Below are 7,766 nucleotides of genomic sequence, written 5' to 3'. Positions count from 1 at the left end.
TTCAAGATAAAATCCTCGTTTGGAGGATAGTTTCGGTTCCTGGTTCCGCTATTTGCCTTTTTAACCTGCATTTTTGATTGATTTTGCAGTTTTAACGGAACGAGGATCCGCTTCGGTCCTTGATGTAAGGTTTTTCATCCAAATAGCGGAACGAGGATCCACCTTCCTCACATAATGAATCCTCATTCCGTTATTCAAGATAAAATCCTCGTTTGGAGGTTAGTTTCGGTTCCTGGTTCCGCTATTTGCCTTTTTAACCTGCATTTTTGATTGATTTTGCAGTTTTAACGGAACGAGGATCCGCTTCGGTCCTTGATGTACGGTTTTTCATCCAAATAGCGGAACGAGGATCCGCCTTCCTCACATAATGAATCCTCATTCCGTTATTCAAGATAAAATCCTCGTTTGGAGGTGTTTCGGTTCCTGGTTCCGCTATTGATTGATTTCACTTTTAACTCAACCACGATCCGCTTTCTGCTCCTGGTAGAGCCTACCCGCTAGCACTAGCTTATTATCAGGCGCTGTGAATCTTCGCTTTACCAACATGCGGATTTCTGTAGTGTTTAAAAAGAAAATATAATCCACAAGCTGATAGGAGCGACACCAACCCGCAAATATACCACAGCAAAGCTGGCAGTCCCATGGCTTCTCCGGTCTGCAATAGCCATCCCCCAATCCCCTGACTTAGTCCTCCGCCAATTGCCATGGAGAAATAAAAAAATCCAAAATAGCTAGAAGCCATTCCCTCACGAGACAAATAGGCAGTCAAATCATAGATAGCAGGTTCAGCTACCATTACCCCGAGGGCAAAAAGAAGAAAACCAATAAAAAAGATGGCGATATTAGCTGTTACGCCAATCGTCAATAATCCGGCACCCATTAACATCATTCCAGAACAGACTGCCATATGATTGTTCTTAATAATGGATTGAACGGGATATTGAATAAAAATAATGAAAGCGGCAAAAGTGAAATACAAAACAGATACGATTTCTGGAGTGCCGGTAAGCTCTTCTGCATAAATGGGTATCGTTAAATAAAGCTGAATAAACATAAACCAGTAGCCTGTCATAAAACAGGTAAAGAGGATAAAGTATCGGTCCTTGATGACAGTCCAGAACATTTGGCTAATTGAAAGGTTCCTAGTCTTAATCGTTACATCCGGCAAAAGAAAATAAGTTAAGAAACCTCCTGCTATAAAAAGCCCTCCGCTAATCAGGCATAAATAGTAAAACGGAAATTGAATCATGATACCCCCTACTATAGCTGCACCTACCATTCCAATATTTTTTATAATCTTATCAATTGAAAACACCCGTTTTCTGTCATTAAGAGGTGTTAATTCCGATAAAGCCGCTTTGCTTGCAGGTTCAAATAGGGAACCGCCAAGTCCGGAAACGATAGCGGCCGTTAACAAACCTGGGATTGAAGTAAATATCGCAAATAAGAAAAAGCCCATTCCCCGTATTAAAAGACCTAATGAAATTATGATTTTGTAACCAACTTTATCTCCAATAATTCCAGATAAGAAGGTGGTTCCTTGCTGACTGAATTGGCGTACCATTAGTACCAATCCAGCAATGAAAGGGGTTAGCAGCAGATTCTCCGTGATATAATAAGCTAGATATGGAATTAACGCATAGAATCCTATCGACATGAATAGTGAGTTGACAAAGAGTAAGGCAACGCCCTTTGGAAGTTTCTGTCGTTTCATGATTTCCCTCCTCCCCCTTCATCGTAGTAGATGATTTGTTATTTGTATAACGAATAATTATAATGATTATTATCAATATTTTTGATTATGGGAGCATATATGATGGAATCGGAACAAATAGAGGCATTTCTAGCAGTCTGCCAAACTAAAAATTTCACAAAAGCCGCTGAGTTGCTGCATGTTGCCCAGTCAACCGTGACAACCAGAATTAAGTTACTAGAAGAAAGAATGAGTAAGAGATTATTTGAACGGAACAACAGGATGGTTGAATTAACACCTGCAGGCTTGAAATTTCTTCCCTTCGCCCAAAGGATTCAAGAATTAATGAATGAAGGGGAAAGAATCGTTCGATCTGAGGGGTTATTTGAGGGATCGATTGTTTTTGGCAGTCTTCAGTCACTTTGGGAACATGTATTTCCGCCCATTATTACGTCCTTCCGAAAGGAACAGCCTAAGATTGCATTACGTACCATTACGGGCCATTCAAATGACATCGTTCAGAAAATGATGGATGGTTTTATAGATATCGGGGTTGTTTATATTCCGCCTCATCACCATGAAATTGAGGTAATACCTTTCTTTGAAGATACCATTCATTTATTTGCCCACCAGACGTTTACAGTAAATAAAGAACCAATCTTAGCAGACGATTTTAATAATCTCCCCTATATTCACATGAACTGGGGGTCTCCTTTTACTGAATGGTATATGAAATCCCTTGGTGATATCATCTATGCTCTTCAGGTAGATAATTCCTCTTTGTTTGTAAAAATGATTCTTTCCGGGGAGGGAATTGGATTTTTACCTGAGTATATTGCAAAAGAACATGTCCGTAACAAACAATTAAAAAAGCTTCCTTTTACTCCTATCCACCCAATACCCAAAAGGCCTGCCTATATTATCTATCCGAAGAGGAAAAAGGCAAAAATCGAACCATTGCTCAGTTTTTTAATGTAATTGATAGGGAAATTTCAAAAAAAGAGGTAAAAGAAAAGCTGTGAAATATATTCCTATTTTCAACAAAAAATAGTACATTTTTCATAAGGGGAAAACCATTCATTTGTATCCAAACTGGGATGGAACATCTTGGTAGAAGTGTAACCGTTTCCTGCTAGCAATAATTTATTTTAAACTAAAATTAGATATTTGAAATAAAGGAAGATAATGATGCCAAAAGAGGATCAAACAAAGGATCTAATCAAACAAATCAATGGTTATCACGCTCTTATTAATAGATCGGGTGAACTTATTTCTCACTTTACCCAAAGCGGAGTCATTACATATATATCTCCAGCTTCCCTCAGTTTGCTGGGTTATGAAACAAATGAGTTATTGGGAAAGAGTATACTGGATTATTGCCATCCTCATGACCGGCCATTAGTAGAGGATAGCTTTAAGGCGATTACCAAACATATCGTTGATAAGGATCGTTTATCTTTTCGGATCCTGAGAAAAGAAGGGGATTATATTTGGCTTGAATCGACCTTTCTTCTTATTGATTCAGAGGAACTCTTTTGTATTTCTCGTGATGTGACAGAACAAAAGGTGTTGGAACAAGAACTAAAGGCTAACCAGGAGAAATATCAGCTTTTGGTAGATAATTTACAATATACAGTGGGTATTATTACATTAAGTGGAATTTGGCTATATATTAATGATGCAGGCAAACGGTTATTTGGTACAATCCGCAGTGAGGATATCATTGGAAAATCATTTATAGATTCGTTCCATGAGAAAGAAAGAAATCGAATTCAAGACTGTATGAAAAGGAGTTTATTAAACCTCTCTGCCTCATTGAACGAGGCTACGATTGTACGTCAGGATCATCAGACCAAGCAGGTGGAACTAAAATTTATCCCAACTATGTACAAGGAGAAAAAAACATACCAAGTTATTATCCGAGACATAACAGAGCGGAAAAAGATTGAAGAAAAATTACAGCAGGCAGAAAAGCTGTCAGTAGTCGGCCAATTAGCTGCAGGGATTGCTCATGAAATCCGTAATCCGCTAACAGCTATTAAAGGATTCACCCAATTGGTAAAAGAACATTATACAGATGAATATCTTAGCGTAGTATTAAGTGAATTAGAAAGAATTGAAACAATCATTACTGATTTATTAGTTTTAGCAAAACCTCAGGTGGAATTTATTCAAAAGGTGGATATCCGGGAGATTATTGAGAGTTCTATAAAGCTCTTTCACTCACATGCCATCCTTTCTGACTGTGAATTCATTACCAATATTAACTTTAGTCAACAATATGTTGAAGGTGAAGCTGATCAATTAAAGCAGGTCTTTATTAATCTGATAAAAAATTCAACCGAGGCTATGCCAAACGGAGGAAAAATCATAATAAATGCAAATGTTAAGGACGATTTCGTTCAAATCCAATTCAAAGATCAAGGGGTAGGCATACCCGAAGATAGACTGCCAAAGCTTGGTGAACCCTTTTATAGTACAAAAGAAAAAGGAACGGGTTTGGGACTGATGATTTGTAATCGAATCATTAAAAACCATAATGGATCTCTCCAAATTGAAAGTAAAGTAAATGAGGGGACTACCGTTACGATTCAACTCCCTAAGGTGGTTTAAATAGAGGATGTAGAAAAGTAAGATCATTTACACTTGCTCAAGCTATAAATGCTTGAGTTTTTTATTTTTGAGCTCTGTTACAATTTAAAATTGATTCCGTATAATAAAAAAATTTGCAATAAATCAAACTTGAAATCGTCTAATTGTTGAAAAGGGGGAGTGATAGGTGAGTCAAAAGGATTTAGATATAGAAGAAATATATAATCTGTACTATAAAGACGTTTATCATTTTTGTATCTACTATACCAACAATAAACATGAAGCGGAAGACATCACTCAGGAAACTTTTATAAAGGCGATGAGGAATATAAACTCTTTAAAAAGTATAGAGAAAGCAAAAGTTTGGATTCTAACTATTGCAAAGAACACAGCGATAGATTACAAAAGAAAAATGAGAAGGATTTCGTTTCTTCCTTCTTTTTTTAAAGAAGAACAATCAAATGCTCCCTCTCCTGAGGATAGGATGGTAGGGCAGGATTCATGGGAATTTATACAAAAAGCCCTTTTAAAATTAAAACCACAATACCGCAGTATTTTAATTTTAAGAGGAATTAAAGAGTATTCTACAGAAGAAACAGCTGAAATTTTAGGAATATCCGAGGAGAAAGTCCGATTGAATTACCATCGTGCCAAAACCTATTTAAAAAGAGAAGTTGGTCCTCTGGAAGAAGGGTGGGAAAGAATCAATGAAAGGAAACAATAGAGTAGAGGAAGAATTGCTACTAAGTCTCCGTAACCGTCCCGGCATAGAACCTGACCCTCAGTTTGTTGATGATTTGCGACATCGTTTGGGTAAAGGAGAACGTACTCTTCAAAAGCGGTCATATATTCCTTTTCGGGTAGTTGTATCAATGAATGCAGTTGTGGCTATTTTATTGGTTCTTTCTTTACATTACTTAGGAAACATGCAACAAGCGACTCCTGAGACACCTGATACCACACTTCCTTCAGAAACAGGTATTCAGAATTTACTCGACTCAAATTCTGCATACAAGGAACTATATCTGGGAGTTGCAAAGGTTACGGGCATGCCTGAGCAAGCAAAGAAACTGATTTTATATCTAGATGCAGTTATTCATAACAAACCAGAAGTCTTGAAAAATATACTTTATCAGTCTGACAATGAAATGATTGATCAGGTTCTAAAGCAATACGAAAACATAGAGTCTGCCACGATTGAACTTATAAGTATTCAGCCTGACGTAAATAAAGATAGGTTTGAGGTTATCTTTTCGTATCAACTCGGAGAGCTTCAACAAGTGAAAAATCTTTATTTGAGGGTCGGAGATGACGAGGAATTAAAAATAGAAGAACCTCTAACGATTTTATGGGATGACCAGTCTGAAGAATTTTCGCTGACTGAGCAAGAAAGGAATGCCTATGAGCGGTTCAGGCTAGAACAAAACATAGAAAATCTGAAAGGGTTGTCTCCTATTAGCATTGCCAAGCTATATATTCAAGCGGGGTTAGATGAGGATTATTTGACAGAATATGCTTTGTACACAACTAGACCAGAACGAGTGCAGTGGAGCTTAGAAGAACATTTAGAGTATTCTCAAGAACCGTTGACTGAGGCTCAAAAAGCAGAGATTATCAATCTATATAAAAATATTGATGAAGGTGAATTTATTCAGACTGGTGAAAATCAAGGATATATTTTATTTATGGGAGATCAGGGTGAAATGGGTTTTCAAATGGTAAAAGATGAAAGCGGAGTGTGGAAAGTTTCGTTTATGCCGATTCAGTAGTGTATAGTAAATGTAAAAAAACCGTTTAATGGCAAAATTAGCAGGGGGGCAAACGTGCTCATTTTTTGAGGACATTGGTTCCGTTATTATTGAACGAAAAAGGGTTGATTTTCAAAAATTATAGGACATAGATTCCGTTACTTGTGCAAATTACAGCCATTTTTCGTTGATTTTGGCAAAATAACGGAGCGGATGTCCTATCGTATCATCATAATGGTCGTTTTTATGGAATAGCGGATCTTATGTCCGAATATAACCTGCATTAAGTCTAGATTTTGAACGTACAAAAAAGGAACCATGCGGTTTTTGACTCAATCCCGCATTACCGGAAACCTTTTTCAAGTTTTGATGTTGGCGGGGACATTCTAAAAATGAGCTTAAAAGTTGTCCCCACACCAAGTTCACTTTCTACGATAATTGTTCCTTTCATGGCTTTGACAATGCTATAGACGACCATTAGTCCAAGTCCAGTCCCTTTATCTCCTTTAGTAGAATAGTAGGGCTCACCCAAACGCTCAATTTGTTCTTGGGTCATACCAGACCCTGTATCCTGTATGCGGATTATCACATCAGCTGTTGTGGTTTCCGTTGATACTTTTAATATCCCGCCGTTCGGCATTGCTTCGATTGCATTTTTCATAATGTTAACGAGGCATTGATGGAACTTTTGCGGATCCCCTTTGATGGTTCCATGCTTAGAGAGCTCTTCTACAATTTGAACCGAATTGCGATTGGCAGAGGGCTTCAACAGATGAATTACATGTTTTATTTCGTCATAGATGTTAAAGGATTGTTGAGTATGGATTTGTGGTTTGGAGAATGTTAAATAATCTTGGATGACTCTTTCAGCTGAATGGAGTTCACTTTTTAAAATGGCAAGATACTGTGACCGTTTTTCTTCTGATATTGTGTGATCCTGCAGGAGTTGGACAAATCCGATTGCTGCTGTAAGCGGGTTTCGTATTTCATGAGAGATCGCCGCTCCCATTTGTTCGACAGCTTCAAGGCGTTTTGTTTTAATGACATGCTGCCGAAGGAGAATATTTTTGTCTATTTCCTCGATAAAGTAGGCTATCATTCCAACACCAAGCGGTTGAATGATGGCATATGCAATCCACACATCAAGCATAGGATAAGAAATATCTATCAATAAAAGAGTAATGGCTTCAGGCAAGCTCAGCAGAAATGTAATGAGAACAGAAAGCAGAATTCGTTTCTTGGAAGATTTTTTTAAGAACCGAGGAGAAAGCTCGAAAAATAGGAGAGCAATGATTAAGTAAAAAAATGCATGAAATAGAAATCCGGAGTCAATTCCATAGAAGGCGCGAAGAACAATAGCAATCGCTGCTAAGAGAGGACCGAGTCCCATATACAGTCCGCCGATAATGATAGGAATTAAGCGCAAATCTAAAAATAAACTATCATGCAACGGATATGTAAAAATTAAACAAATGACGAGGCTTGCTACAAATACAATGACGGCCGTTATTTGAATCGAACGCAAGCTTTTCAATTTTTCCAACCATAACACACCAAAAAATAGTAAAATCATTATTAAAGATAGATTGAAAAAGAAGTGTACTGTTAACTCCATTTTTTATTCCCCTACAAGTCCTTATAGCTTGATATTACTCAAATATTGGAAATTATACAATGTGTTTTTACAAGCCATAACAGTAAACTAGATTAAAAAACATAAGCAATTTGTTTGA

Annotated in this window: 6 protein-coding genes; 4 read left to right on the top strand and 2 right to left on the bottom strand. The window is 37.3% G+C overall.

Features of this window, described 5'->3' with window-relative positions:
• Positions 1-514: 514 nt before the first annotated feature.
• Positions 515-1,714 carry an MFS transporter gene (locus MLE14_RS11265; protein ID WP_243298473.1) on the bottom strand — a complete coding sequence of 400 codons (1,200 nt, stop codon included), beginning with the start codon at positions 1,712-1,714 and terminating at the stop codon, positions 515-517.
• 102 nt (positions 1,715-1,816) lie between these two features.
• Between MLE14_RS11265 and MLE14_RS11260 the strand changes: the two genes are divergently transcribed.
• The 4 genes from MLE14_RS11260 (at position 1,817) to MLE14_RS11245 (ending at position 6,054) form a co-directional block, all read left to right on the top strand.
• Complete coding sequence (locus MLE14_RS11260) at positions 1,817-2,671, top strand: LysR family transcriptional regulator (protein ID WP_243298472.1); 855 nt, start codon at positions 1,817-1,819, stop codon at positions 2,669-2,671.
• A 210-nt stretch (positions 2,672-2,881) separates the two neighbouring features.
• Complete coding sequence (locus MLE14_RS11255) at positions 2,882-4,306, top strand: PAS domain-containing sensor histidine kinase (RefSeq protein WP_243298471.1); 1,425 nt, start codon at positions 2,882-2,884, stop codon at positions 4,304-4,306.
• A gap of 166 nt (positions 4,307-4,472) precedes the next feature.
• Positions 4,473-5,009, top strand: a complete 537-nt coding sequence (locus tag MLE14_RS11250) for an RNA polymerase sigma factor (RefSeq protein ID WP_243298470.1) — start codon at positions 4,473-4,475, stop codon at positions 5,007-5,009.
• Positions 4,993-6,054 carry a hypothetical protein gene (locus tag MLE14_RS11245; RefSeq protein WP_243298469.1) on the top strand — a complete coding sequence of 354 codons (1,062 nt, stop codon included), beginning with the start codon at positions 4,993-4,995 and terminating at the stop codon, positions 6,052-6,054. Before MLE14_RS11250 ends, MLE14_RS11245 begins: the two co-directional genes overlap by 17 nt.
• 322 nt (positions 6,055-6,376) lie before the next feature.
• Here MLE14_RS11245 and MLE14_RS11240 read toward each other — a convergent pair whose 3' ends face one another.
• Positions 6,377-7,648: a sensor histidine kinase gene (locus MLE14_RS11240; RefSeq protein ID WP_243298468.1), complete on the bottom strand. Its 1,272-nt coding sequence runs from the start codon at positions 7,646-7,648 to the stop codon at positions 6,377-6,379.
• Between the last annotated feature and the right edge of the window lie 118 nt (positions 7,649-7,766).

This window comes from Bacillus litorisediminis (assembly GCF_022808645.1).
Taxonomy (GTDB): domain Bacteria; phylum Bacillota; class Bacilli; order Bacillales; family JC228; genus Bacillus_BF; species Bacillus_BF litorisediminis.
The sequence above is the reverse complement of the archived record's forward strand: the minus strand, read 5'-3'. Positions and strand labels throughout refer to the sequence as shown.

Coding starts and splice junctions, on each gene's coding strand:
- MLE14_RS11265 (WP_243298473.1), bottom strand. CDS start 1,714: ATGAAACGACAGAAACTTCCAAAGGGCGTTGCCTTACTCTTTGTCAAC.
- MLE14_RS11260 (WP_243298472.1), top strand. CDS start 1,817: ATGGAATCGGAACAAATAGAGGCATTTCTAGCAGTCTGCCAAACTAAA.
- MLE14_RS11255 (WP_243298471.1), top strand. CDS start 2,882: ATGCCAAAAGAGGATCAAACAAAGGATCTAATCAAACAAATCAATGGT.
- MLE14_RS11245 (WP_243298469.1), top strand. CDS start 4,993: ATGAAAGGAAACAATAGAGTAGAGGAAGAATTGCTACTAAGTCTCCGT.
- MLE14_RS11240 (WP_243298468.1), bottom strand. CDS start 7,648: ATGGAGTTAACAGTACACTTCTTTTTCAATCTATCTTTAATAATGATT.